Annotated in this window: 26 protein-coding genes; 15 read left to right on the forward strand and 11 right to left on the reverse strand. The window is 64.3% G+C overall.

The window, feature by feature from the left end; genetic code table 11:
* Positions 1 to 96 precede the first annotated feature (96 nt).
* Both ACZYTC_RS00370 and ACZYTC_RS00375 read left to right on the forward strand, forming a co-directional pair.
* Entirely contained in the window at positions 97 to 765 is a 669-nt protein-coding gene (locus ACZYTC_RS00370) for an outer membrane protein (RefSeq protein WP_441770159.1), read from the forward strand.
* A 61-nt stretch (positions 766 to 826) separates the two neighbouring features.
* On the forward strand, positions 827 to 958 hold the full coding sequence (locus tag ACZYTC_RS00375; protein WP_434958046.1) for a hypothetical protein: 132 nt from the start codon (positions 827 to 829) through the stop codon (positions 956 to 958).
* Between the two features lie 40 nt (positions 959 to 998).
* Here the strand turns inward: ACZYTC_RS00375 and ACZYTC_RS00380 are convergent, their stop codons facing one another.
* Entirely contained in the window at positions 999 to 1,244 is a 246-nt protein-coding gene (locus ACZYTC_RS00380; RefSeq protein WP_434958045.1) for a class I SAM-dependent methyltransferase, read from the reverse strand.
* A 206-nt stretch (positions 1,245 to 1,450) separates the two neighbouring features.
* Between ACZYTC_RS00380 and ACZYTC_RS00385 the strand changes: the two genes are divergently transcribed.
* From ACZYTC_RS00385 to ACZYTC_RS00415, 7 genes are all read left to right on the forward strand, one after another.
* Positions 1,451 to 1,699 carry a hypothetical protein gene (locus tag ACZYTC_RS00385; RefSeq protein WP_441770160.1) on the forward strand — a complete coding sequence of 83 codons (249 nt, stop codon included), beginning with the start codon at positions 1,451 to 1,453 and terminating at the stop codon, positions 1,697 to 1,699.
* 7 nt (positions 1,700 to 1,706) lie between these two features.
* Complete coding sequence (locus tag ACZYTC_RS00390; protein WP_441770161.1) at positions 1,707 to 1,886, forward strand: hypothetical protein; 180 nt, start codon at positions 1,707 to 1,709, stop codon at positions 1,884 to 1,886.
* 8 nt (positions 1,887 to 1,894) lie between these two features.
* A complete protein-coding gene (locus ACZYTC_RS00395) occupies positions 1,895 to 2,035 on the forward strand; it encodes a GNAT family N-acetyltransferase (protein ID WP_441770162.1) in 141 nt (46 codons plus the stop codon).
* A 287-nt stretch (positions 2,036 to 2,322) separates the two neighbouring features.
* On the forward strand, positions 2,323 to 2,763 hold the full coding sequence (locus ACZYTC_RS00400) for a MerR family transcriptional regulator (RefSeq protein WP_434958041.1): 441 nt from the start codon (positions 2,323 to 2,325) through the stop codon (positions 2,761 to 2,763).
* An 18-nt stretch (positions 2,764 to 2,781) separates the two neighbouring features.
* Positions 2,782 to 4,560: an acyl-CoA dehydrogenase C-terminal domain-containing protein gene (locus ACZYTC_RS00405; RefSeq protein ID WP_441770163.1), complete on the forward strand. Its 1,779-nt coding sequence runs from the start codon at positions 2,782 to 2,784 to the stop codon at positions 4,558 to 4,560.
* Positions 4,561 to 4,674: 114 nt separating this feature from the next.
* Complete coding sequence (locus ACZYTC_RS00410; RefSeq protein ID WP_434958039.1) at positions 4,675 to 5,883, forward strand: acetyl-CoA C-acetyltransferase; 1,209 nt, start codon at positions 4,675 to 4,677, stop codon at positions 5,881 to 5,883.
* Between the two features lies 1 nt (position 5,884).
* Positions 5,885 to 8,086: an FAD-dependent oxidoreductase gene (locus tag ACZYTC_RS00415; RefSeq protein ID WP_488988655.1), complete on the forward strand. Its 2,202-nt coding sequence runs from the start codon at positions 5,885 to 5,887 to the stop codon at positions 8,084 to 8,086.
* 44 nt (positions 8,087 to 8,130) lie between these two features.
* Here the strand turns inward: ACZYTC_RS00415 and ACZYTC_RS00420 are convergent, their stop codons facing one another.
* Positions 8,131 to 9,135, reverse strand: coding sequence for a quinone-dependent dihydroorotate dehydrogenase (locus ACZYTC_RS00420; protein ID WP_434958037.1), 1,005 nt, complete (start codon positions 9,133 to 9,135; stop codon positions 8,131 to 8,133).
* A complete protein-coding gene (locus tag ACZYTC_RS00425; RefSeq protein WP_488988656.1) occupies positions 9,132 to 9,491 on the reverse strand; it encodes a DUF952 domain-containing protein in 360 nt (119 codons plus the stop codon). The genes ACZYTC_RS00420 and ACZYTC_RS00425 overlap by 4 nt, the downstream gene beginning before the upstream one ends.
* A 538-nt stretch (positions 9,492 to 10,029) precedes the next feature.
* Between ACZYTC_RS00425 and ACZYTC_RS00430 the strand changes: the two genes are divergently transcribed.
* Complete coding sequence (locus tag ACZYTC_RS00430) at positions 10,030 to 12,270, forward strand: transglycosylase domain-containing protein (RefSeq protein ID WP_434958035.1); 2,241 nt, start codon at positions 10,030 to 10,032, stop codon at positions 12,268 to 12,270.
* Between the two features lie 136 nt (positions 12,271 to 12,406).
* Here the strand turns inward: ACZYTC_RS00430 and ACZYTC_RS00435 are convergent, their stop codons facing one another.
* Both ACZYTC_RS00435 and rsmI read right to left on the reverse strand, forming a co-directional pair.
* On the reverse strand, positions 12,407 to 12,778 hold the full coding sequence (locus tag ACZYTC_RS00435; protein ID WP_488988657.1) for a YraN family protein: 372 nt from the start codon (positions 12,776 to 12,778) through the stop codon (positions 12,407 to 12,409).
* Positions 12,775 to 13,701: a 16S rRNA (cytidine(1402)-2'-O)-methyltransferase gene (gene rsmI / locus ACZYTC_RS00440; protein WP_434958033.1), complete on the reverse strand. Its 927-nt coding sequence runs from the start codon at positions 13,699 to 13,701 to the stop codon at positions 12,775 to 12,777. Before rsmI ends, ACZYTC_RS00435 begins: the two co-directional genes overlap by 4 nt.
* Before the next feature lie 137 nt (positions 13,702 to 13,838).
* Between rsmI and pncA the strand changes: the two genes are divergently transcribed.
* On the forward strand, positions 13,839 to 14,456 hold the full coding sequence (pncA, locus tag ACZYTC_RS00445; RefSeq protein ID WP_488988658.1) for a bifunctional nicotinamidase/pyrazinamidase: 618 nt from the start codon (positions 13,839 to 13,841) through the stop codon (positions 14,454 to 14,456).
* 61 nt (positions 14,457 to 14,517) lie between these two features.
* Here the strand turns inward: pncA and ACZYTC_RS00450 are convergent, their stop codons facing one another.
* The 3 genes from ACZYTC_RS00450 to ACZYTC_RS00460 all read right to left on the reverse strand — a co-directional run bounded on the left by ACZYTC_RS00450 (position 14,518) and on the right by ACZYTC_RS00460 (position 16,937).
* A complete protein-coding gene (locus ACZYTC_RS00450; RefSeq protein ID WP_434958031.1) occupies positions 14,518 to 15,297 on the reverse strand; it encodes an ABC transporter permease in 780 nt (259 codons plus the stop codon).
* A gap of 2 nt (positions 15,298 to 15,299) precedes the next feature.
* Entirely contained in the window at positions 15,300 to 16,007 is a 708-nt protein-coding gene (locus ACZYTC_RS00455) for an ABC transporter permease (protein ID WP_488988659.1), read from the reverse strand.
* 141 nt (positions 16,008 to 16,148) lie between these two features.
* Positions 16,149 to 16,937, reverse strand: coding sequence for a transporter substrate-binding domain-containing protein (locus tag ACZYTC_RS00460; protein WP_434958029.1), 789 nt, complete (start codon positions 16,935 to 16,937; stop codon positions 16,149 to 16,151).
* Positions 16,938 to 17,138: 201 nt separating this feature from the next.
* Between ACZYTC_RS00460 and ACZYTC_RS00465 the strand changes: the two genes are divergently transcribed.
* The 3 genes from ACZYTC_RS00465 to ACZYTC_RS00475 all read left to right on the forward strand — a co-directional run bounded on the left by ACZYTC_RS00465 (position 17,139) and on the right by ACZYTC_RS00475 (position 19,523).
* Complete coding sequence (locus ACZYTC_RS00465; protein WP_434958028.1) at positions 17,139 to 18,170, forward strand: histone deacetylase family protein; 1,032 nt, start codon at positions 17,139 to 17,141, stop codon at positions 18,168 to 18,170.
* Positions 18,170 to 19,048: an N-carbamoylputrescine amidase gene (aguB, locus tag ACZYTC_RS00470; protein ID WP_454816848.1), complete on the forward strand. Its 879-nt coding sequence runs from the start codon at positions 18,170 to 18,172 to the stop codon at positions 19,046 to 19,048. Before ACZYTC_RS00465 ends, aguB begins: the two co-directional genes overlap by 1 nt.
* Before the next feature lie 88 nt (positions 19,049 to 19,136).
* Positions 19,137 to 19,523, forward strand: a complete 387-nt coding sequence (locus ACZYTC_RS00475; protein WP_488988660.1) for a DUF2794 domain-containing protein — start codon at positions 19,137 to 19,139, stop codon at positions 19,521 to 19,523.
* Positions 19,524 to 19,601: 78 nt separating this feature from the next.
* Here the strand turns inward: ACZYTC_RS00475 and speB are convergent, their stop codons facing one another.
* From speB to ACZYTC_RS00490, 3 genes are all read right to left on the reverse strand, one after another.
* Positions 19,602 to 20,471: an agmatinase gene (gene speB / locus ACZYTC_RS00480; RefSeq protein ID WP_441770522.1), complete on the reverse strand. Its 870-nt coding sequence runs from the start codon at positions 20,469 to 20,471 to the stop codon at positions 19,602 to 19,604.
* A 280-nt stretch (positions 20,472 to 20,751) separates the two neighbouring features.
* The gene (locus ACZYTC_RS00485) at positions 20,752 to 21,369 is read right to left on the reverse strand and encodes a DUF1989 domain-containing protein (RefSeq protein WP_488988661.1); all 618 of its coding nucleotides are present in this window, start codon (positions 21,367 to 21,369) and stop codon (positions 20,752 to 20,754) included.
* A gap of 61 nt (positions 21,370 to 21,430) precedes the next feature.
* Positions 21,431 to 22,021 carry an arylesterase gene (locus ACZYTC_RS00490; RefSeq protein WP_434958026.1) on the reverse strand — a complete coding sequence of 197 codons (591 nt, stop codon included), beginning with the start codon at positions 22,019 to 22,021 and terminating at the stop codon, positions 21,431 to 21,433.
* 78 nt (positions 22,022 to 22,099) lie between these two features.
* On the opposite strand from ACZYTC_RS00490, the gene ACZYTC_RS00495 reads away from it, so the two are divergent.
* Positions 22,100 to 22,798 (forward strand): ABC transporter ATP-binding protein, encoded by a 699-nt coding sequence (locus tag ACZYTC_RS00495; RefSeq protein WP_434958025.1) that lies wholly within the window; start codon positions 22,100 to 22,102, stop codon positions 22,796 to 22,798.
* The last annotated feature ends 42 nt before the right edge of the window (positions 22,799 to 22,840 follow it).

Here is a 22,840-nt window from a genome sequence, read left to right on the forward strand (position 1 = left end):
CTTGCCTCGAAAACCTCTCCTGTTTCTCCCGATACAAACAGCCGCCGCCGCTCGTGGCATGAGTGTTGATATCGAACGCTCAACCTGGATTGTCCCATGCGCCTGCGTCTTGCCCTAGCCGCCCTCCTGGCGAGTGCCACTCCGGTTCTGGCCGCCGACCTTGGCTATGCCACCGCCGAGCCGATCGCGCCGGTCGCCCCCTATAGCTGGACCGGTTTCTATGTCGGTGCCCATGCCGGCGCTGCCTTCGGCAATGCCAAGATCACCTCGAGCGACGGCTATCGCCAGGGCTTCAACAATGTCGGCTTCGTCGGGGGCCTGCATGCCGGCTACAACTACCAGTTCGACAACCATATCGTGGTCGGCCTGGAAGGTGACATCGACTATAGCTCCCTTTCCAAGACGCGCCATGGCATCGCCGCCGCCACGCCCTACGCCGTCCGCTTCAAGAGCGAGTGGCAGGGGTCCGTCCGCGGCCGCCTCGGCTACGCTTTCGATCGTTTCCTGCCCTATCTGACCGCGGGCGTCGCCTTTGCCGATGAGAAATACCGCGTCACCATACCGGCTGGCGTGTCATCGCAGAGCACCACTCGCGTGGGCTGGACTGTGGGCGCCGGCCTCGAATATGCGATCGACGAGAACTGGTCGGTGCGCGGCGAGGTGCGCTATTCCGATTTCGGCAAATGGCGGCTGCGCGGCAATCCCTCCGGCAAGGTCCGCTTCAACGAAACCACGGCGCTGCTCGGCGTGAGCTACAAGTTCTGAGCAAGGGATGCGAGGGGGTGACGATTGTGGCGCAGTCACACCAGGGATTGCGGCGGATACGATGGTCGATCACCTCGAAGCCGGCCTCCTCCAGTTCCGCCAGGAGAGCGGGCAGCGGCCTGAGGGTGCGTGTGGGAACGCCATCCTCGACGAGGCATTGATGAGCGGCATCGTAGCGGGCGCAGGCCCCTGACGAGTGCGGCGGGCCGCATATGGTGCTGGCGATGAAGACGCTATCCAGCTGGAAGGCGGCGCACCTCTGCCAGGCAGAGGCAGCGGTCGGCGCCGATCAGGCAATGCAGGCAGGCGCCGAAGACCAGGGCAAAGGACGCGGCTCCGATGTCGAGTATGGCGCGGACATCGCCCTGGACGAAACGGCCGGCATGCCCGGCGGCCTTGAAGATCTCATTGGCCCAGGCGATGGCCGTTGGCGAGATGTCGATGCCCTGGACCCGATAGCCGCGTTCGGCCAGCAGCACGGCCGCGTTTACGTCAAATGTAGCGCTGACTCTAGGGCGTTTTGCGGCTCGGCGGAGCCACCGGGAAACGCAAGGGTGCGTCGAAGCAAGGCGTTGGAGCCAAGATCGTCTGGTCGTCACCACGCGTTGCTCTGGACCCTGCGTCGATTTCGGTTAGGATTCCCGAGAGGCGTCTCTTTGTTCTCAGGGTGAAGCCGGGAGGCAGCATGGCGACCGACGTTTACGCGACGACCTTGCTGGCCATCGGCGGCCTGTTCGCCGGTTTGGGGCTGGTAGTTGCCATCCTGTGGGGGTCTGCGGCCTGGGAAAGGCGGCGGCAGCTTTACAGGCGGCGTCGCTTGCGCCCGCTCTTTTTCGTTTTTGCCGCATCGGAGTGGGATGCTGGCGGTGCCGATGCTCCAGTCGGCTGTGGGGATGGCCATGGCGGCTGCGGGCATGGCGACGGGGGACATTGAGGCAGCCATGCTGGGACCCGCACTCGAGACAGCCAGGCCTGTCCTGCGCCCGCCGGGGCCGGAGGATTTTCGAGCCATGGGCCGCGATGATGGTGGTTCCGCAGACGGCGCGCTACATTGGCGGCCTGATGGAGCGCGCGCCGGCGTGGCGGGCGATGACTTTGATGACCGGCGCGTGTCGGTGTAGAGACGGCGATGGGCCAGTGGGTCGGCCGCGTCGGCCCCTGGCAGCCCGAAGGCTGGCCAGGCACGGAAATCGGCTGGGCGCTGTATCGTTCCCATTGGGGCAAGGGCTATGCCACGGAGGCTGCGGCGCGCTGCGTCACCTGGGTCTAGAGGAGCTCGGATGGCAGGAGATCGTCCATGTCATCCATCCCGACAACGCGGCCCCCATCGCCGTAGCCAGAAGGCTTGGTCCGCAGCGGTTGGGGTCGACCAGCCTGCCGCCGCCCCATAGCGGAGCGCTCTACGAACTCTGTGGGCAACGGCGCCGATAAAACACGGAGGGCAGGGTTGGGCGGAGTGAATCCTCGACCTCGCGGGCTTCACATTCTTGCGACCGCATCTTGACGTTAACGTAAACTGAATGTATTTCCTCCTCATCCGCGATGCAGAGGTGTACGATGTCACTGAGCGAGATGGCCTTCTCCGATGAAGCCGCCGACCTGCGGAAGGGTGGACAGCGCAAGGAGCAGTTCACCATCCACGAACTGGTCACCGAGTTCGAGGTGACTTCGCGTACCCTGCGTTTCTACGAAGAAAAGGACCTGCTGACCCCCACGAGGCGGGGCCAGGAGCGTATTTATTCCCGTCGTGATCGCGCGCGCCTCAAGCTTGTCCTAATGGGCAAGAGCGTCGGCTTCTCGCTCGAGGAGGTCAAGTCGATGCTCGACCTCTACGATCTCGGCGATGGCCAGGCCACGCAGCTGCGCGTCGCCCTCGAGCGGTTCGAAGAGAAGCTCGCCGAGCTCGACCGTCGCCGTCGCGACATCGACCACGCTTATGCCGAACTCAGCCATGCGCGCGACACCGTGCGCAGCCGCCTCGCCCGTCAGCAGAAATAGTCGAACAGGAACAGACAGATGCCCAGCTACAAGGCTCCCGTGGAGGATGTGATGTTCCTCCTTAACGACGTGCTCGACATCAACAAGTACAACAATCTTCCCGGTTTCGAGGACGTCTCCCCGGAAACCGTCGGCGCCATTCTCGGCGAAGGCGCCAAGATGTGCGAGGAGCTGCTGCAGCCTCTCAATGTCAGCGGCGACCGCGAGGGCTGCATTCGCTCCGACGATGGCGCGGTGACGACGCCGGATGGTTTCAAGCAGGCTTATCAAGCCTATCGCGAAGGCGGCTGGGTCGGCTTGCCGGCCCCGGCGGAATATGGCGGCGCCGGCCTGCCGGCTGTGCTCAACTCGGTGATGCAGGAATTCGTGTCGGGCGCCAATCTGGCCTTCGGCATGTATCCGGGACTGACCCAGGGCGCCATCGCCGCTCTCCTGGAGCATGGCAGCGATGAGCAGAAGCAGGCCTACCTGCCCAAGATGATAGCCGGCGAATGGACCGGCACGATGAACCTCACCGAACCGCATTGCGGCACCGATCTCGGCCTGATCCGCACCAAGGCCGTGCCCGTCGGCGATGGCTCCTACAAGATCTCCGGCACCAAGATCTTCATCTCCGCCGGCGAGCATGACCTGGCCGACAACATCGTGCATCTGGTGCTCGCTCGCATCGAGGGCGCGCCTGAAGGCACCAAGGGCATCTCGCTGTTCGTGTGCCCGAAAGTTCTGGTCAACGCCGACGGCTCCCTCGGTGACCGCAACAAGGTCTCCTGCGGCAAGATCGAGGAGAAGATGGGCATTCACGCCAATTCGACCTGCGTGATGAACTATGAAGAGGCCATTGGTTATCTCGTCGGTGCCGAGAACAAGGGCCTCGCCGCCATGTTCGTGATGATGAACGAGGCGCGCCTGGCGGTCGGCATGCAGGGTCTGGCGCTCGGCGATGTCGCCACCCAGAACGCAGCTGCCTATGCCCGCGACCGTCTACAGGGCCGGGCCCTCACCGGCGCCAAGGAAGCGGGCAAGGCGGCCGATCCCATCATCGTGCATCCCGACGTGCGGCGCACCTTGATGACCGCCCGGGCCCTCAACGAAGGCGGCCGCGCTTTGGCGCTCGCCACTGCGCTCCAGGCCGATATCCATCGTCGTTCCCCCGATGCGGCCGCGCGCCAGGCGGCCGATGACCGGCTTGGCCTGCTGACGCCGATCGTCAAGGCCGTCCTTACCGAAAACGGCCTGCAGAATGCGATCAATAGCCAGCAAATGTTTGGCGGTCACGGCTATATCGCCGAGGTCGGCGTCGAGCAGTTCGTGCGGGATGCGCGCATCACCCTGATCTATGAAGGCGCCAACGGTATTCAGGCTCTCGACCTCGTCGGGCGCAAGCTGCCGCGCGACGGTGGCCGCGCCATGATGGCCTATCTGGGGGAATTGAACGGTTTTCTCAAGGCCCATGAGGCAGACGAGGCGCTCAAGCCCTATATTGCTCCCTTGAAGGCTTCGGCCGGCCACCTGCAGCAGGCCACGATGTGGCTGATGCAGAATGCCCTGGCCAAGCCGGACAATGCCGGCGCGGCTTCGACCGATTATCTCCACCTTTTCGGCCTGGTCGCGCTCGGCCAGATGTGGGCGCAGATGGCGAAGGCGGCGCTGGCGAAGGGAGACGATGCCTTTGCCAGGAACAAGCTGGTGACGGCCAGGTTCTTCGCGGACAGGCTGCTGCCGGAAACCGGGCTGCGCCTGGCCCGTGTCACGGCTGGTGCCGGCGACGTGATGGCTCTGGAAGCCGAGGCGTTTTGATTGGAGCGCGGCCATCTCGGCGACATGCAGACATGTCGCGATGTCCGCTCTTGTAAGCTGTATGTCTGATCGGGAAAAGCGGGCAAGATGCCCGCGCTCCCAGGGAGAGACCCAATGAGCGAAGCCTTCATTTACGACGCCGTGCGTACGCCGCGCGGGAAGGGCAAGGCCGATGGCGCCCTGCACGAGGTCACCAGCCTGTCGCTGGCGAGCCAGACGCTGAGGGCCGTGGCCAAGCGCAACGAGCTGCCGGAGAATGCGGTGGAGGACGTCATCCTCGGCTGCGTCGATCCGATCGGCGAGGCCGGCGGCGACATCGCCCGCATCGCGGCCCTGCATGCAGGCCTTGGCGAGAAGGTACCGGGTGTGCAGATCAACCGTTTCTGCGCGTCGGGCCTGGATGCAGTGAACCTTGCGGCCGGCCAGATCGCCGGCGGCCAGAAGGACCTCGTCGTTGCCGGCGGCGTCGAGAGCATGTCGCGCATCGGCATGATGGCCTCGGGTGGTGCCTGGGCGCTCGACCCCTCCAGCGCGGTGCCGACCTGGTTCATGCCCCAGGGTATTTCCGCCGATCTGATCGCCACCAAATACGGTTTCTCGCGTGACGACGTCGACGGCTATGCGGTGGAATCGCAGCGCCGTACCGCCCAGTCCTGGAGCGAGGGGCGCTTCGCCAACTCCGTCATTGCCGTCAAGGACATCAACGGCCTGACCATCCTGGACAAGGACGAGCATATGCGCCCGTCCACCACCATGCAGTCCCTGGCCTCGCTCAATGCCTCTTTCGTGCAGATGGGCGAGATGGGCGGCTTCGACGCGGTCGCGGTACAGTCGCATCCGGAAGTCGAGAAGGTCAGCCACGTCCATCACGCCGGCAATTCCTCCGGCATTGTCGATGGTGCTTCCGCCGTGCTGATCGGTTCGGCCGAGGCCGGCAAGCGCTTCGGCCTCAAGCCGCGCGCCCGTCTCCGGGCAGCTGCCTCGATCGGCTCGGATACCGCCCTGATGCTGACCGGTCCCGTCGACGTCACTGAACTCTTGCTGCGCAAGGCCGGCATGAGCAAGGCCGACATCGATCTGTTCGAGATCAACGAGGCCTTCTCCTCGGTGGTGCTGCGCTACATGCAGGCCTTCGATCTCGATCCCGCCAAGGTCAATCCCTGCGGCGGCGCCATCGCCATGGGCCATCCGCTCGGCGCCACCGGTGCGATGATCCTGGGCACCGCTCTCGACGAACTCGAGCGCACCGGCAAGTCGACCGCCCTGATCACGCTGTGCGTTGCCGCCGGCATGGGCGCCGCCACCATCATCGAGAGGATCTGAGATGAACAATTTCCGCTTCGATGTCGACAGCGACGGTATCGCTCTCGCCACCTGGGACATGCCCGGCCGCTCGATGAACGTTATCACCGTGGAGGTGATGGAGGAGCTCGGCCAGATCCTCGAGCGCGTGACCTCCGATGCCGCCATCAAGGGGTGCGTGATCGCCTCGGGCAAGGACGCTTTTTCCGGCGGCGCCGACCTCACCATGCTCGAGGGCATGGGCCAGCGTTATGCCAAGGCGCGCGCCGAGCTCGGCGAAGAGAAGGCGATGGAGACCTTCTTCGCCGAGAGCCGCTTTCTCTCCCAGCTCTATCGACGCATCGAAACCGCAGGCAAGCCCTTCGCTGCCGCCATCAACGGCGTCTGCCTGGGTGGCGCTTTCGAGCTTACCTTGGCCTGCCATTACCGCATCGGCGCCTCCGACAATGACAAGGCCCGCGTCGGCCTGCCCGAAGTCAAGGTCGGCCTGTTCCCCGGTGCCGGCGGCACCACCCGCGTGTCCCGCCTGATGAAGCCGGACCAGGCCCTGCAGATGCTGCTCAAGGGCGATCAACTGCGCATCAGCCAGGCCCAGAAGATGGGTTTGCTGCATGCCGTCGCGCCGCGTGAGGAATTGGTTGTAAAGGCCAAGGAATGGATCAGGGACGGTGGCTCGCCGGTGGCGCCCTGGGATGTCGAAGGCTTCCGCCTGCCGGCCGGCCCGGTCTATTCCAAGGCCGGCATGATGGTGTTCCCGCCGGCGAACGCGCTCTATCGCCGCGAGACATACGACAATTATCCCGCCGCCCGGGCCATTCTGCAATCGGTCTATGAGGGCCTCCAGCTGCCCTTCGACCGCGCGCTCACGGTGGAATCGCGCTATTTCGCCCATGTGCTGCGCTCGACCGAGGCGCGCTCGATGATCCGCACTCTGTTCGTCTCCATGCAGGAGTTGAACAAGGGCGCGCGCCGTCCGGCCCTGCCGCCGTCCAACCTCAAGCGCGTCGGCGTGGTCGGCGCCGGCTTCATGGGCGCAGGCATCGCCTATGTCTCGGCACTGGCCGGGCTCGACGTGGTGCTTGTTGACCGCGATCAGGAAGCCGCCGACAAGGGCAAGGCCCATTCCGACGGCCTGATCACCGGCCAGATCAAGAAGGGCCGCGCCTCGATGGCGGACAAGGAAGCCTTGCTCGGCCGAATCACCGCCACGGCCGATTTCAACGCGCTCGCGGGCGTCGACCTCATCGTCGAGGCCGTGTTCGAGGATCGCACCGTCAAGGCCGAGGTGATCAAGAAGATCCAGGCAGTGATCAGCGAGGATACCGTCTTCGCATCGAATACCTCCACGCTGCCGATCTCCTCGCTGGCCGAGAACTCGGCCCGTCCCGAACAGTTCGTCGGCGTGCATTTCTTCTCGCCGGTCGACAAGATGCTGCTGGTCGAGGTGATCAAGGGTGCCAGGACCGGTGACAAGGCCATCGCCGTGGCGTTCGACTTCGTGCGGGCGATCAGGAAGACGCCGATCCTGGTCAATGACGGCCGCGGCTTCTTCGCCAATCGCTGCGTGCTCAACTATATCCGCGAAGGCCATCTGATGCTGGGCGAGGGCGTGCCGCCGGCGATGATCGAGAACGTCGCCCGCGCGGCCGGCATGCCGGTCGGGCCGCTCTCGCTCAACGACGAGATCGCCATCGACCTGGCATGGAAGATCCTGCAGGCCACCAAGAAGGATCTCGGTGAGGCCGCCATCGATCCGGCGCAGGAGAAGCTGCTCGATGCTTTGCTCAATCAGCATGGCCGCCTCGGCCGCAAGAACGGCAAGGGCTTCTACGATTATCCCGCCGGCGCCTCCAAGCGGCTATGGCCGGGCCTGTCGGATCTTCAGGCGGTGAAACTCGATCCCGACACCATCGACAAGGAGACCCTGAAGCACCGTTTCCTCGTGGTCCAGGCACTGGAAGCGGCTCGTACCGTGGAGGACGGCATCATCACCGACATGCGCGAGGCGGATGTCGGCTCCATCCTCGGCTTCGGCTTTGCGCCGTTCACGGGGGGAGCCCTGTCCTATATCGACGGCATGGGCAGCAAGGCCTTCGTGGCCCTGTGCGATAAGCTGGCAGCCGCCTTTGGCCCGCGCTTCCAGCCCAACAAGCTGCTGCGCGACATGGCTGCAAAGGATGAGCGTTTCTACCAGCGCTTCAAGCCGGAAAAGAAGGCGGCGTAATGACTTCTGGGATCGCGGGCAAGAACGCCTGCGATCCCGGACGATTACCGCAGTCCCTTCTTGATCTGCCGGATCAGGCCGGGGCCCTTGTAGACCAGGCTCGAATAGAGCTGCACCAGCGTGGCGCCGGCCTCGAGCTTGGCCTTGGCGGTCCTGGCTGAATGAATGCCGCCGACCCCGATCAAGGGGAAACGGCCACCGACACGCCGCGCCGTTTCGGCCAGCACCTGCGTGGAGAGTTCGAACAAGGGCGCGCCCGACAGGCCGCCGGTTTCCTTGGCCGTCTCACGCTCCTTGAGCGTCTCGGGCCTGGAGATCGTGGTGTTGGAGACGATCATGCCGTCGAGCTTGTGGGCGAGGGCGCGGTCGACGATGTCGTCGAGTTCGAACATGGTGACGTCGGGCGCGATCTTGAGAAGAAGCGGGCGACGCGGCCCGATGAGCGCGGCCGTATCGCGCGCTTCCACCGCACGGGCCAGCAATTCGTCGAGCGCCTCGCGCTTTTGCAAATTGCGCAGGCCCGGCGTGTTGGGCGAGGAAATATTGAGGGTGAAATAGGAAGCGACCGGGGCGAAGACGATGATGCCGGCGGCATAGTCGGCGGCCTTGTCCTCGCTGTCCTTGTTGGCGCCGACATTGACACCCAGGATGCCGCGGCCCTTGCGGGCTTTGAGGCGGGCCAGTACGGCGGCATGGCCCTGATTGTTGAAGCCGAAGCGGTTGATCACGCCCTCGTCCGCCGGCAGGCGAAACAGGCGGGGGCGGGGATTGCCATCCTGCGGCCTCGGCGTGACGCTGCCGATCTCCACGAAACCGAAGCCGAGCTTGAACAGCGGATCGACGACCTCGGCATTCTTGTCGAAGCCGGCGGCCACGCCGACCGGATTGGGGAAATCGAGCCCGAAGGCCTTTACCTTGAGCGAGGCCGGATCGGGGAGGGAAGGCGGCATCGGCAGGCTGCGCAGGGCGGAGAGCGTAGCCTCATGCGCTTGCTCGGGATCCATCCGGAACAAGCGGGGACGGATCAGGGCGAAGGCTGCGCCGATCATGGCTGCTGGCTCGAAAGGAACTCGAGCGGGAAGACATGGTGGCCGTCCGCTCCGAGCGGCAGGGGCGCCGTCCATTCGACCAAATCGAGGGGCAGGGCGGCATAAAGATGCGGGAACAGGGCACCGCCGCGCGAGACTTCCCATTTGAGGGCCTCGCCCAGCCTGTCAGCCTCGACGGCGGCGAGAATGAGATCGTCCTGCCCGGCAAAATGCCGGGCGGCCGTCTCCTGCGCTGTCTCGGCGGAGGAAAAATGGATGTAGCCATCCTGGACATCGACGGGCGCCCCATCGAAGCGCCCGCTGGCCTCGGCATTGCGCCATTGTTGCACCGTCAAGATCTTGTAGATGAGCGCCATAGATCCTCCTGCCGTTTCCTGGAGCGTTTTGCGATTTGGCTGAATAGCCAAGTGTCGCAAAACGCTCCAGGAAACGTCTCCTACAAGGCGCGGAGATTTTACGAAAGGGCCAAAGCGTTTTGCGATTTGGCGGAATCGCTAAGAATCGCAATGACGCATCAAAACATAGAGCGAGGGCGAAGAAGCGTTTGCGTCCAAACGCGTTTTGCTCTCGCCTGCCGCGGCCTGCATGGTTTTTCCACGCTTTGCACGGCATCGATGCTTGAATGCGCCACGACAATGACGGATTGACGCCTTGTTCATGCCTTTCGCGCAGCGGAAAGCAGGAGGAAATTCCGGTGGTAACCGTTGTTAACCCAACGCTGCTATGACTGGTCTGATTGCAGGGGCGTCTTGCGATTGGCGGTATCGCCAAGAATTGGCAAGACAATCGTAATGACGCGATAGCCAATCCGTCGGATCGGCTGGAAATGATGAGTTAGAGCAAGGGAGCGTCCACGCTTGAACGCGCTTTGTTCTGGAGTTTTGGAAGGCAAGGATGGCGCAAGGGCAACGGCGCATGGTTGAGCGGGTCGAGCCGCGTTTCGAGCCGGAAGCAGGCCAGGAGGCCGATCAGGGCGATACGTTTCGCCTGACCCGGGAAGATCGGCCCGCGCCCGTACCGCTGGAGCAGCGCGATCGCGCGCCCTCGCGCGCCAAGGCCGTGCGTTCGAAGAAGGGCTGGAGCCTGTTCGGCGGATCCTCCTCTCGAAGTGGCGGTGGTTCGTCCCGCCGCGGCGGAGGCGGTGGTAGTTCTGGCGGCGGAGGACGCAAGCCCAAGCGCCGCCGCTCGATGCTCTACCGCCTGACCTATTGGTCCTTCGTGATGTGCATGTGGGGCCTGCTCGGCGTTGGCGGCGTGGTGGCCTGGTATGCCGCCAATTTGCCGCCGATCCAGAACCTGGAAGTGCCGCCGCGGCCGCCCAATGTGAAGATCGTCTCGGCTGATGGCACCGTGCTCGCCAATCAGGGCGAAATGGGCGGCGCCGCCGTCTCGCTCAAGGATCTGCCGAAATATGTGCCTCTGGCCTTCGTCGCCATCGAGGATCGGCGCTTCTATTCCCATTACGGCGTCGACCCGCAGGGCTTGGCCCGCGCCGGTTATGTCTATCTCACCACCCATCGCCTGACCCAAGGTGGCTCGACGCTGACCCAGCAGCTGGCCAAGAACGTCTTCCTGACGCCGGAACGCAGCCTGCGCCGCAAGATCCAGGAGGCCATCCTCGCCGTCTATCTCGAGCGCAAATTCTCCAAGAACCAGATCCTGGAGATGTATATCAACCGCGTCTATTTCGGCGCGGGTGCCTATGGCATCGAGGCGGCGGCGCAGCGTTATTTCCGCAAACCTGCCAAGAATCTCACCATTGCCGAAGCCGCGACCCTGGCCGGCCTGGTCAAGGCTCCGTCGTCACTCGACCCGACCAAGAACCCCAAGGGTGCGCATGACCGGGCCCAGCTCGTGCTCGACGCCATGGTCGATACCGGGGCGATTTCCGCACAGGACGAGAAGGCGGCTCAGGCCACGCCGGTCAAGGTTTCCAAATTGGCGGTTCGCTCTTCCGGCAATTATCCGGCCGACTGGATTTCCAACCAGCTCAGCGATCTCACTGGCCCGCTCGACACCGACGTGGTGGTGGAGACCACCATCGACGCCAAGCTGCAGAACCTTGCCGAGCAATCCCTGCGCCAGGGCCTCGACAAGTCCGGCGGCAAGCTGCGCGTGAGCCAGGGGGCCCTGGTTGCGATGGATCCCGATGGCGCCGTGCGCGCCATGGTGGGCGGGCGCTCCTATGCCGAAAGCCAGTTCAACCGGGCGATCTCGGCCTATCGCCAGCCCGGCTCCACCTTCAAGCCTTTCGTCTATCTCGCCGCGCTGATGAACGGCGCCACGCCCGAAACCGTGCGTGACGATGCGCCGATCACTCTGGCGGGCTGGAGCCCGAAGGACTTCTCGCGCGAATATCGCGGCCCGGTCTCGCTGACCACAGCGCTTGCCCTCTCGCTCAATACGGTCGCGGTGCGCCTGTGCGCCGAAGTGGGCCCCAAGGCGGTGGTGGCGGTTGCCCACAGCCTCGGCATCAATTCCAATCTCGAGCCCAATCCCTCCATCGCCCTCGGCACCTCGGAAGTCACACCACTGGAGATCACCTCGGCCTATGCCACTTTCGCCAATGGCGGGCGCATGGTGATCCCCTATGTGGTCAGGAGCATCAAGACCGAGAAGGGCAAGGTGCTGTTCCAGCGCCAGGCTCCCGGCAATCAGCGCGTCATCGAGGACGACAAGGTCGGCATGATGAATGCGATGATGAGCCAGACGCTGACGGTCGGCACGGCGCGCAAATATGGCCTGCCAGGCTGGCAATCGGCCGGCAAGAGCGGCACCAGCCAGAATTATCGCGATGCCTGGTTCATCGGTTATACCAGCCACATGGTGACGGCCGTCTGGCTCGGCAACGACGACGGCACTTCCACCTCGCGCATGACCGGCGGCAGCCTGCCGGCCCAGATCTGGAACGAGTTCATGCGCGGTGCCCACAAGGGCGTGTCGCCGGCGCCGTTGCCCGGCAAGCCCTGGGTGCGCGAGGCGCCGCCGCCGGAGGACGTCATCGCGGCGCAGCCGCAATTCGACGGAGCGCCGGAGGACCAGCCGGTGGCTGTCGAGCCGGTGATGACGGCCAATGCGCCGCGGAACACCGGCCGGCCGATCGCGGATTGGCTGAACCGGGTACTGGGGCGGTAAGTCTTGGAGGACTGGTTTGCAGGACCGGCCTGCAATGTGGCGGTTGCTGGTAGGGCGCGGTAATCCTTCCCCAGCTTCGTGGGGAGGGTGGGGTCGTGCCTCATTCGTGACGCAGTCGTTTGAAGATCAGCTCCCCTTATCCCAGATCCATTTCGAACCAGTTCTCCAGGTGTCGCGGCCAGCGCCGTGGCATCACGAAGATCGCATCGAAACGCTGGGTGAGCTGGGCCTGATCGGGATGGCGCGCCAGCCAGGCCCGGGCGGCGGTGGCTATACGCCGCTGCTGGGTGGGCGTGATCGCTTCGAGCGCCACCGCCAGATCCGCTCGTGCCTTGACTTCAACGAACACTAGCGTGCTGCCGCGCCGGGCGATCAGGTCGATCTCGCCGCCCGGCACCTTGAAGCGGCGGGCGAGCAGGCGATAGCCCTTGAGGCGCAGCACCCAGGCCGCTTTTGTCTCGGCATTGAGGCCGACACGGAAGGCAGCCTGGCGTTCGAGCCTGCTCAAGAGGCCCTGCTGCGGCGCTCCGAGGCCATCTCGACGGCGCGGGCATAGACGTCGCGCTTGGACAGGCCAAGGCGGGCCGAGACCGCGGCGGCGGCATCCTTCACCGAAAGCGTTTCGAGGGCCGCGGCGAGCGATGCCTCGATGTCGTCGGCGCTGGCTGGTTCCTCGACGGGCGGGCCGACCACCACGACGATCTCGCCTCGCGGCTCGTCGGCAATGGCGAAATCGGTGGCCAGCGACACCAGCGTGCCGCGATAGACGGTCTCGTAGGCCTTGGTCAGTTCCCGCGCCACGGTCGCTGCTCGATCGCCGAGTGCCGTCGCCATGGCGGCTAGGCTGTCGGCGAGGCGCGGGCCGCTTTCGTAGAAGATCAGGGTGGCGGGAATGGTCTTGAGCTCGGCGAGGCGGTTGGACCGGGCACCGTCCTTGTTGGGCAGGAAGCCCTCGAAAAAGAAGCTGTCGGTCGGCAGGCCTGCGACGGCCAGCGCCGCAAGCGCGGCGGAGGGGCCGGGCGCCGCGAAGACGGGAATTTCCTCTTCGATCGCTTCGCGCACCAGCTTGAAGCCGGGATCCGACACCATCGGCGTGCCGGCGTCCGAAACCAGGGCGACGCCCTGGCCGCTGGTAAGGCGCTCCAGGATCTGGGGCCGTACGCGGGGCGCGTTGTGGTCGTTATAGGCCAGGAGCTGGGCGCTGATGCCATAATGATTGGTGAGGCGGCTGGTGACGCGCGTATCTTCGCAGACGATGAGATCGGCGGCCGCCAGCGTGGTCAGCGCCCGAAGCGTGATGTCCGAAAGATTGCCGATGGGCGTCGCCACCACATGGAGACCCGGCAACAGGGAGGGGGCGGTCAAGCGCTGGCCATGCAGCAAATAGCTGTGCTCGGCGTCGACGATGGCGGGAGAGAAATCTGGACGCATGGGGTCCTGCCTTTGCCGGCCGCGAGTCGCAATCCGCAGCCTATTCTTCTGTGTAGCTCCCTGAGAATCAAAGGCAAGTTGATCTTCCAGCCGGGGTGATCAAGATAGAGGCATAACGCCGTGAAGAGAGAGATTTCATGAAGCCCGGCCCGAACGACGTCCTGTTGGTGATCGACGTGCAGAACGACTTCTGCCCGGGCGGGGCTCTGGCGGTGCCCGACGGTGATTCAGTGGTGCCTGATATCAACCGGATGGCCGTGGATTTCGCCCATTGCGTGCTGACGCAGGACTGGCACCCGCCCGGCCACTCCTCCTTTGCTTCCAGCCATCCGGGCAAGGCGCCGTTCACCACGACGACCATGCCCTATGGCGAGCAGACGCTCTGGCCCGATCATTGCATCCAGGGCAGCCAGGGGGCCGAATTCCATCCCGGCCTGGCCCTGCCCAGGGCGGAGATGATCATCCGCAAGGGCTACAATCGCGCCATCGACAGCTATTCGGCCTTCTTCGAGAACGATCGCAAAACCCCGACCGGGCTCGCGGGCTATCTCAAGGAACGCGGTCTCGGTCGACTGTTCTGCGTCGGCCTCGCCACCGATTTCTGCGTGCGCTTCTCGGCCGAGGATGCCAGGCGCCTGGGCTTCGAGACCATCGTCGTACTCGATGCCTGCCGCGGCATCGATCTCGATGGTTCCGTCGCTGCGGGGATTGACGCCATGCGGCAGGCTGGCGCCACCCTGGTCGACAGGATCTAGCTTTGGTGTGCCGGTTCCGCTCCATCTCTCGACGGAGCCGAGAAGACCGGCCCACCGGGACTCAATGCGCCTGAGCGGTCGCCGCCAATTGCGGCATGGCGCGATGCAGGTGCCGCGTCAGCCGCTTCTCCAGAAGGTTCCAGACATGGGCGATGGCGAAGACCATGATCAGGTAGATGATCGCGGTCCACATATAGGCCTGGAAATCGAATGTGCGCGAGAAGGCAAGACGTGTCACGCCCATCAGTTCCGGTACCGCCACAAGGGCGGCGACCGAACTCGCCTTGAGCATCAGGATCAACTCGTTGCCATAGGGGCGCAGGCTCACCATCAGGGCCTGGGGTAGAATGATCTTGCGGAAAATCTGGCCTGCATGCAGGCCAAGGGCGAGGCCTCCCTCGGTCTGGCCCCTCGGCAACGACTCGATGCCGCCGCGCAGGATTTCGGCCTGATAGGCGGCAGTATTCAGGGTGAAGGCCACCACCGCGTAGTAGAAGCCGTCGCGCAGCAGCCACCACAGGCCGAGATCCTCGAAGAAGGATTTGTGGGTACCAAGGAAGATGCCAAGACCGTTGTAGATCAGATAGACCTGCGCCAGCAGCGGCGTGCCGCGAAAGAAATAGATATAGCCATAGGCCAGCCCCCTCAGGATCGAATTGCGCGACATGCGCGCCAGAGCGATCGGGAAGGACAGCAAGGCGCCGAGCACCATTGCCAGGGCGACCAGCAGCAGCGTCAGGCGCAGGCCGGCCAGGAAGCGCGGGCCGTAGGTCGCCAGCAGATCGGCGTTGAGGCCGATATCACCGACGAGGCCGAGAAAACCGGACCAAAGCGTATCCATGCTCAAGCCCTCGCCAGGTTCTGGCCGCGATTAAAATACCTTTCCAGCATCGTCTGAGCGACGCCGGACAGGATGGCCATCACCAGATAGAGCAGGCAGCAGGCTGCATAGAACATCAAGGGCTGCTTGGTCGCAAACACGGCTCGGTTGGTCATGTACATCAGTTCGCTGACGGCGATGGCGGAGACGAGCGAGGTGTCCTTGAGGAGCGCCATCCAATTGTTGCCGAGGCCGGGCAGGGCCGTGCGGATCAGTTGCGGCAGGATGATCATGCGGAATGTCTGGCCGCGGCTGAGGCCCAGTGCGGTCGCCCCCTCGCTCTGTCCTCTGGAAAGGCTGCGCAGGGCGCCGAGCCAGACCTCGCTGGAAAAGGCGCCGAGCACCAGGCCGAGGGCCATGAAACCGGCGGCAAAACCGCTGACTTCGATCTGGATGCCGATCCCCAGGGCCGTCAGAAGCGCATTGATGGCGGATTGGCCCAGAAAATAGACAATCAGGATGGTGAGAAGCTCGGGCAAGGCGCGAAACAGCGAGGTATAGATACCGCAGACGACGCCGAGCCATATGGGGCCGCCATTCTTGGCCATCGCCACGGCGAGCCCGAGCAACAGGCCGAAAGGCAGGGTGCACAAGGCCAGGCCCAGGGTCATCATGGCGCCTTGCAGCAGCGGGGGTCCCCATCCCGTTGCGCCAAATCCCAGAAGTTCCATTCCGTCTCCCCGCCGCCGAGCCATCGGGATAGGGCACTGGCACCGGATTCGATGCCAGGCCGATCAATGCGCCGTCACGTCATGGCCGTTGGCCTCATACGGGGCCAGCGGCCTATGCGTCACGCGTCTCAGGCGGTGGCGTCAGGGCACCCAGAGGTCGAACGGAAAATACTTGGCGTTCAGCTTCTGGTAGGTGCCGTCGGCGTGGATTTCCTCGATCGCCTTGCTGATGGCGTCGCGAAGATCCGTATCCTCCTTGCGCACGGCCGCGCCGACGCCAGTGCCGAAATATTTCACATATTTCTTGATGTCGATCTCGGCCTTGATCTCGCAGCACTTGCCGGCATCGGATTTGAGCCACTCCGTCATGGCGCTCTTGTCGGCCTCGACGGCGTCGATACGCCCTGCGGCCAGGTCAGCATTGGCCTCATCCTGGGCGGGATAGAGCTTCACCTGCGCGCCGCCGGTGCCGATCTCACCCTCCAGGAAGTTGGAATGGATGGTGGAGGACTGGGTGCCGACGATGGCGCTCTTCAGGCCTTCGGAGTCGAAGGATTTGATCTTGCTGTCCTTGGGAGCGACCCAGACGGCCGGCGTCTGGTAATAGGACCTGGAAAAATCGACCTGCTTCTTGCGCTCGTCCGTGATCGACATCGAGGCGAAAATGGCATCGTATTTGCCGGCCTTCAGGCCAGGAATGATGCCATCCCAATCCTGTGCGACGACGGTGCATTTTGCTTTCAGTTTCTCGCAGACGGCCTTGGCGATGTCGACGTCGAAGCCGACGATCTCACCCGATGGCGTCAGGCTGTTGAAGGGAGGATAGGCCCCCTCGGTGCCGATCTTGATGGTCGACCAATCCTTGGCGCTGGCCATGCCCATGCTGGCCATCAGCGCCAATGCGCCGGCCGCGAATTTTACGAAACGCATAGAACCTCCCTGGGTGGTATCGGAATGCTTCTTAGCTCGTATCATGCAAATGTCATCCCGTCCGGCGAATGAAACATTGCCCCTAGGTAAAAGCAATAGGGGCAGAATGGCGCCGGTTGTCCCCTTCGATCTGGTTGCCCTTGCTAAGGCCTGGAAATTGTGATCACAATTCCAGGAACAGTCACTGGAACCCGCTCCCCGATGAAATCCGTCTATTCCGAGCGTCACAAGGGCCATGCCGGCAATGTCGAACTGGTGGCCGGCGCCATCGTGCCGGCCTTCGAGATGCCCTCGCGTGCCGAATTCATCCGCGCCCGCATCGACGCGGTCGGGCTCGGCCCGGTGCTGGCGCCGCAAACCCATTCGCTCGATGCCGCCTTGCGCGTGCACAAGCCTGATTTCATCGATTTCCTCGGGCGGGCCTATCCGATGTGGAAGGCTGCCGGGCGCGAGGGCACGGCGATGCCCTTTACCTGGCCGACGCGCGGCCTGAGGGGCGACAAGCCGCCGGAATCGATCGAGGCGCTGCTCGGCTATTATTCCTTCGACGCCGGGGCGACCTTCGTGGAGGGCACCTGGGACGCGATCAAATCCTCCTATGAGGTGGCGCTGACGGCCGCGGGACTGGTCAAGGGTGGCGAGAAGTCGGCCTTCGCCCTCTGCCGTCCGCCCGGCCATCATGCCGGTTCCGGTTTCATGGGCGGCTATTGCTTCATCAACAATGCGGCCGTGGCGGCGCAATGGTTCCTGGACAATGGCGCACGCAAGGTCGCCATCCTCGACGTCGACTATCATCACGGCAATGGCACGCAGGAGATCTTCTACGAGCGCGACGACGTGCTGGTGCTCAACCTGCATGGCGACCCCGCCAACGAATATCCCTTCTTCCTCGGCCATGCCGACGAGACAGGCGCCGGCAAGGGTGTGGGCTTCAACGTCAACTATCCCATGCCGGCAGGTACCACCTTCGAAGTCTGGGGCGCGGCACTGGACGATGCCTGCGCCAAGGCGGCGGCCTACAAGCCCGACGTGCTGCTGGTCTCGCTCGGGGTCGATACCTTCGAGAAGGACCCGATCAGCGCCTTTAAGCTGAAGACCGAGCATTATCCGCTCATCGGCGCGCGGATCGCCAAGCTCGGGCTGCCGACGCTCTTCGTGATGGAAGGCGGTTATGCCGTGGCCGAAATCGCGGTGAATGCGGTTGGCGTCCTTACCGGCTTCGAGGAGGTATGATGGCCAACACGACCTTCGGCGTGGTGCAGTTCGCCTGCACCGACAGCGTTGACGACAATGTGGCCACGGCAACGCGCCTGGTGCGCGAGGCGGCCGGTGCTGGTGCCCAAATCGTGCTCGTGCAGGAACTGTTCGAGGATCTCTATTTCTGCCAGGAGGAGAAGGCCGAGCATTTCGCCAAGGCGCGCACGCTGGACCAGGATCATCCGACCCTCAAGGCCATGCGCGCCCTTGCCGCCGAGCTCGGCGTGGTCCTGCCGGTCAGCCTGTTCGAGCGGGCCAACCAAGCCTATTACAACAGCCTCGTCATGGTGGACGCCGATGGCGGCGTCCTCGGCCTCTATCGCAAGTCCCATATCCCGGACGGGCCGGGCTATGAGGAGAAGTTCTATTTCCGGCCCGGCGATACCGGCTTCAAGGTCTGGCCTACCCGTTTCGGCACCATCGGCGTCGGCATCTGCTGGGACCAGTGGTTCCCCGAAGCGGCGCGGTCCATGGCGCTGATGGGTGCGGATGCACTGCTCTATCCCACCGCGATCGGCTCCGAGCCCGCCACCGGCTTCGATTCGATGGAGCATTGGCGCACGGTGATGCGCGGCCATGCCGGCGCCAATATCATGCCGGTGATGGCGGCCAACCGCATCGGTGTCGAGCGCTTCGGCGAGCAGGATCTGACCTTCTACGGTTCTTCCTTCATTGCCGGCCAGCACGGAGAGCTGGTGGCGGAGGCGGGGCGCTCCGGCGAAGCCGTGCTGACGGCAAGCTTCGATCTTGAGGCGATTCGCGCCGAACGCGCCGCCTGGGGGTTGTTTCGCGATCGCCGGCCCGAGCTTTACGGCCGGCTTTCCACCGGAGACGGCAGTCTTCCCCTGCGATGACCGGTTCGGGAGGCAATAAAACTTGAATGCGAGGCGGATCGGCGCAATCATGACACTGTGACGACAAGCCGCTTACACAGGAGGCGTCATGACGGAGGCTGATCCGCCTGGATCGCTGTTTTCGCGAAGCGAAAGCGCAGATGTCGCGCACCTTCCCGCTTCGCGCCGCCCCGATCCACCAGCCATCGCCTTCGACCGGCACGAACTGCGCCAGATCATGAATCTCTACGGTCGCATGGTCTCCCATGGCGAATGGCGCGACTACGCCATCGATTTCCTGCGCGACAAGGCCGTGTTTTCCATCTTTCGGCGCGCCTCGGAGATGCCGCTCTATCGCATCGTCAAGGATCCCTCGCTCGCCCAGCGCCAGGGCGCCTATAGCGTGTTGGCGCCGACCGGCATGATCCTCAAGCGCGGCCACGATCTGGCGCGCGTGCTGCAGGCCATCGACAAGCCGCTGCGCCTGGTGATGTGAGGACGTCGGTCATCCCTCGCGCGGTGCGGCATGCAGTGTTGCGCCGCAGATCCGGGATAACCGTAAAACCGGATTACCTCAGCCGCCACTCGCCATCACGCAGAGCAGCTCGAACATCAGCGTTGCGCCGGTCAGGGCGGTGAGGCCCGAGGGGTCGAGTGGCGGAGAGACTTCCACCAGGTCCGCGCCGACCAGATTGGCGCCTTCCATCAGGCGGATCATCGCCTGGGCTTCGCGCGAGGAGATCCCGCCGATCTCCGGCGTGCCCGTGCCAGGCGCGAAGGAAGGATCGAGCGCGTCAATGTCGAAGGTGAGATAGGCGGGGTGCTCGCCGATGATGGCGCGCGCTTCGGTCATGACATCGGCCACGCCGCGGGCCATGAACTCCTCGATGAATACGATGCGGACGCCCGCGGCGCGGGCGAAGTCGTAATTGGCTGCGTCGGAGATCGCGCCGCGAATACCGATCTGGATCATGCGCTTGGGATCGACCAGCCCTTCCTCGATGGCGCGGCGGAACGGCGTGCCGTGGTTGTAGCGGCTGCCGAAGAAGCTGTCATAGGTGTCGGAATGAGCGTCGAACTGGATGAGGCCCACCGGGGCCTGCTTTGCCAAAGCGCGCAGGATGGGCAGGGTGGTGAGATGGTCGCCTCCCGCCGTCAATGGGCGGGCGCCGGCGGCATGGATCTCGGCATAGAAGGCCTCGATGCTCTCCAGGCTGGCCATGAGGTCGAGCGGATTGATCGGCGCATCGCCGCAATCGCCCGCCCGTACCCGGTCGAAGGGCGAGATGCCGGTGACGTGGTGTACCCGCCGCACCAGGCTCGACTGGTTGCGGATCTCACGGGGGCCGTGCCGAGCGCCGGTACGATTGGTCGCGCCACCATCGAAGGGAATGCCGACCAGGGCGATCTCGACCTCCTCCGGCCTTGCCATGGGCAGGCGCATGAAGGTGGAGGGGCCGGCAAAGCGCGGCACCACGCCCGAATCGAGCGGCTGGAAGGAATTGTTGCTGCTCACTTTTTCGTTCCTGTCCGGGGAGCCAGAGGGCTCTTATCTGAAGGGTTATATCGAAGAGATTGTCATCCCTGGCGAGCCACGCAGTGGCGAGGAAAGGGGATCCAGGAATTCCAGGCGAAGTCCTTTCGGCCCCTGGATCCCCTTCCCGCCGCCTATGGCGGCGCCGGGGATGACAGAGCACTCTGCTCTCAAGCCGCGCCTGAGGCGGTCAGTCGATGGTGTAATGCGCATCCTGGGGGATGCAGTCGGCGCCGTTTACCGGCACCAGGTCCTGGGGACAGGCCGAGAAAACGATGATCAGGTCCATCTCGGCCCTGAGGCGGACATGGGATCCCGGCGTCGACACCGGCGGCTGGAAGGAGACGCTGCCGTCCTCACCGACCGGGATGTTCATGAACAGGTTGAGCGGGCTCGGTGTCTCCGCGTCGGTGACGCCGACCGAAGCCAGGGCATTCGCCAGATTGTCGGTGCAACTGTCGTGATGGCCAACATGGCCTAGCTGCTCATAACGATAGCGATCGCAGGCGGCGATCAGCGTGTCGTGGATGCCGCCGGAATTGTCCTCGGTCAAGGTGAGCATGGGGCGGCGGCGATTGCTGCGCAGCGTGTCTCCGACCTGGGGATTGACGCGCAGCATGGCGCCGCGGCTGTGCTCCATCGACATGAACTCGCCGGGATCCTCGGCATTGAAGGCCCAACTGTCGACGACCTGGCTGCCATGGGTGTTGATCACCGTCACAGTCTGCCCGGCCTTCACCCGCTCGGCCACGCCCTTGCGCGCCGGAATGAGCCGCAATTCACCCTTCGCTCGCGCCTCGATGCCCATTCGTGCTGCCTCCCTTGAAATTGCCTCGGCGCCTGACGCGCTCAACCTTTGATGCGCAGCCTTATCGCAATTTCTTTACGAACTCCGCTACCACCGGCGCCAGCCTTGTAACGATCACGTCGACGCCGGCGGCGGTCGGATGCATGCCGTCGGCCTGATTGAGGCCCGGTGTGCCAGCGACGCCATCCAGGAAGAAGGGATAGAGTACAGCCCCATATTGGCTTGCGAGATCGGGGTAAACAGCATCGAACGCCTTCTGATAGTCTGCGCCGAGATTGGGCGCGGCGCGCATGCCCATGAGCAGGACCGGGATCTTGCGCTCCTTGAGGCGCTCCAGCATGGCGGCGAGATTGGCCCGGGCGAGCTTGGGATCGAGCCCGCGCAGCATGTCGTTGGCGCCGAGTTCGATCAGCACCGCCTTGGTACCGTCGGGCACCGACCAGTCGAGCCGGGCGAGGCCGCCATCGGTGGTATCGCCGGAGACGCCGGCATTGTCGATGACCACCTCGACGCCGAGCTTGGCGAGGGCGGCCTGCAGCTTGGCGGGATAGGCATCCTTGGCTTCCAGGCCAAGCCCGGCGGTGAGGCTGTCGCCCAGGGCCACCAGCCGCAGCGGTTCGGCGGCTGCCGACACGCTCGTGAGCGGGGTCATGACAAGCAATGTGAGAATTGCCACAATCGATGCATAGATACGATACACGATCACGAAAACCTTTCAGGCAGGATGCGAATGAGCGAAGCGATCGATCTGGCTGATGTCCATCTCAGCCTCGGCACCGGTGCGGCGCGCGTTCACATTCTCAAGGGCGTTACGCTGAAAATAAGGCAGGGGGAAGCGGTTGGCCTCGTCGGTCCTTCCGGTTCGGGCAAATCCACGCTTTTGATGACGCTGGGCGGCCTGGAGCGGCCCGACAGCGGCAGCATCCGCATCGCCGGGCAGGATCTTGGTGTCCTCGACGAGGATGGCCTCGCCAAGTTCCGCGGGCGGCATATCGGGATCGTCTTCCAGTCCTTCCACCTCATCCCCACCATGACGGCGCTCGAAAATGTCGCCGTGCCGCTGGAACTGGCCGGTCGGCGCGATGCCTTCGCCAGGGCGGAAGCCGAATTGGAGGCTGTGGGGCTCGGGGCACGCAAAGCCCATTATCCGGCCCAGCTCTCGGGTGGCGAGCAGCAGCGCGTGGCGCTGGCCCGCGCCCTGGCGCCCGAGCCGGCCATCCTGATCGCCGACGAGCCGACCGGCAATCTCGACGAGGGCACCGGCGCGGGCATCGTCGAACTGATGTTCCGTTTGAAGCGCGAGCGCGGCGCCACCCTCGTGCTGGTGACGCACGACCTCGGTCTTGCCGCCCGCTGCGACCGCATGATTCGCATCCGTTCCGGTCATATCGAGGCGGACGAGGCGACGAAGGCCGAGGCGGCGGAATAGGTCTTCCCAGCTCCATCAGGCCGATGGAGCGTGGCCGGCACA

This window comes from Labrys sp. F242, from assembly GCF_057813875.1.